At 57.5% G+C, this 2357-nt stretch carries 2 protein-coding genes; both read right to left on the bottom strand.

Going from position 1 to position 2357, the window contains the following annotated elements; all coding sequences use genetic code 11:
- Window positions 1–159: 159 nt before the first annotated feature.
- Window positions 160–1419, bottom strand: a complete 1260-nt coding sequence (ltrA, locus tag GHN86_RS22880) for a group II intron reverse transcriptase/maturase (RefSeq protein WP_153387378.1) — start codon at window positions 1417–1419, stop codon at window positions 160–162.
- A 586-nt stretch (window positions 1420–2005) separates the two neighbouring features.
- Window positions 2006–2357 (bottom strand): hypothetical protein (locus tag GHN86_RS22875; RefSeq protein WP_228389646.1); only part of this gene is annotated, 352 nt, incomplete at its 5' end.

The raw sequence follows: 2357 nt of genomic DNA, 5'->3' as shown, positions 1-2357 counted from the left end.
AAATTCAACGTAGGAATTCTCTGAAGTTTTTGAAATAGCCGGGATAGCGAGAAGCGCGGTTTTGGCTGGAGGAGAATAGGGAGAATCGAGTAGGATGAGGGATTTTTTTTTCCCTCAGCCCTCTCACACCACCGTACGTGCGGTTCCGCATACGGCGGTTCAACTAATACGCTGGAGTCCCTGCACAGTGCTGCGCAGCGAGACCAGCCCCATTTTGGCGAAGTACAACGTCGGTACTGCCTGATTCATGTGTTTGGATGCCGAGTTCCACCAAGGCCCTCGCCCGTTTACACTCGACTTCCACGCCCGCTCAGGCCTAAGCCCAAGTAAGATGAGTCGTCGTTCGCGGGTCTTCGGGGTTTTCCACTGTCGCCAGAGCAGGCAACGTAGTTTTCGACGCAGCCACCAATCGAGTTCATCCAGCGTCCGCATGTTCGCGGTAAGCCGAAAGTAGTTTGCCCAACCCCGCAACACGGGATTTAGCATCTCTATAGTGTGAGACAAGGACCGTCCTCGCCCCTTGCGCAGCAACTCACGAACTCGATCCATCAGTCTTCGCAGGCTTTCGGGGGCAGGTCGCACCCGTGTCTCTTGGCGATAGATCGTAATCGCGTAGCCCAGAAACTTTCGCTTCCAAGGCCGTGCTACTGCGCTTTTCTGCTCGTTGATACGTAGCTTCAGATGACCTTCCAGGAAGGCTCTGATGTTCGCCATCGCCCGTTGCCCTGCGCCTTCACTGCCGATGTAGATATTGCAGTCGTCAGCATATCGGCAGAACTTCAACTGCCGCCTTTCCAGCTCTCGATCAAGATCGGTCAGCAGGATATTCGACAGTAATGGGGACAGCGGCCCACCCTGAGGCGTACCCTCGCTGCGAGGTTGAATCACGCCATTAGCCATCATCCCCGCCTCTAAGAAGCGCCGGATCAGCTTGAGTACGCGACCATCCCTCACTCGATAGGCGAGTCGAGCCATCAACACGTCGTGGTTGACCCGGTCGAAGAATTTCTCCAGGTCGATGTCCACTACCCAGTGCTTTCCTTCGGCCACATACTCTTTCGCCTTGGCCACCGCATCGAGCGCACTTCTCTGTGGACGGAAACCGTAGCTGCCCTCGGAGAATGTTGGCTCGAAAATCGGTTGCAGTACTTGATGGGGCGCCTGCTGGATAAGCCGGTCCACCACAGTGGGAACGCCGAGTGTTCTAACCCCGCCGTTAGGCTTGGGAATGTCCACTCGGCGCACCGCCCGTGGTAGATACCGATCTTCCAGCAGTGCCGCCTTCACACTTGGCCAGTGCACCATCAGCCAGTCCTTCAGTTCCTCAACCGTCAAGCGATCAACGCCTGGCGCGCCTCGGTTCTTCAGGACGCGCTTGTACGCTCGTCGCATGTTGCTGGGTTCGACCACCTGCTCCATGAGCCGGTAGTCCTCCGATTTCGTTCGCCCAGCCGTCGCCGCAACCCCCTCAGCACCTTGCGGGCTTCTTTCCGGATTCCGTCCGGCCATGGCAGGCAGGCCTCCCGTGTCGGGAGCTTCTGCGTCATCGTGGGTTGTCGAGATCAGCTGTTCTACTCTCGGTATTAATCGTTCAGGCCTTCAGTCTCGCGACCTACTATGCCCTCTGCTGACTTCTGCACAGTCATTCCAGCACCTCGCGGTGCCGGTAGCCCTGACGGGCAACCGTGCAGATCTCCCCGGGTATTGCGCACCCACTTTCACGCTTATGCCTGTCGGATCTACGTCATGGCGTTCCGTGCAAGTATCGGGCTTTGACGATTGTGGCCGTCTTACCCCGCTGTGCCGCCTCATCCGCTTCCTGTTCGTCAGGCCAGCATTTTGCCTCGGGCTTCCTTCAGATTCGCAGTCACCCGCGACACCCTTGCCTCTGGCTAACACTTCCCCTTGCCGGGTGTGCGGGGGACTTTCACCCCTGAGTGAGCGCGCCCTGCCGGGCGCACCGAAAAAAAGCCCGGGCTGTGCCGGGCGGGTAGATCGGTTTATGTCAGGCCGCTGGCTGGTAGGAACCAGTCACCTTTGCGCTACGGCGTTCCTGGTAGTAATTGATTCGATCGTTGAAGGGGTGGTGTTTAAGTTCAGTAGAACTGAAACCTGAACAGGTTCGAACGAGCTCCAGGGTGTCACCAGTGGAAAGCTCCCACAGGAAAATCGTCGTTGCATTGGCATGAATGGCGGCCTTCCGTGTGATCTGAGCGTTGTTCATCAGTCGGGATGCTTCGATGATGGGATGCATACTGGCCTCCTCATTAACCAAAAACGGTGCTGGTGGCCGCATGGGTCGCGTCCAGAAACGATGGGGTGCCAGCGAAACAAGTAAGGCCGACGGAGTCCTTCGG

The sequence above is a fragment of the Pseudomonas helleri genome (genome assembly GCF_009600315.1).
GTDB lineage: Bacteria > Pseudomonadota > Gammaproteobacteria > Pseudomonadales > Pseudomonadaceae > Aquipseudomonas > Aquipseudomonas helleri_A.
This window is presented reverse-complemented; position numbering and strand designations above follow the sequence as displayed.

Excerpts from the sequence above, each read along its gene's own strand:
- ltrA (WP_153387378.1), bottom strand. The coding sequence starts at position 1,419 with ATGGAGCAGGTGGTCGAACCCAGCAACATGCGACGAGCGTACAAGCGC.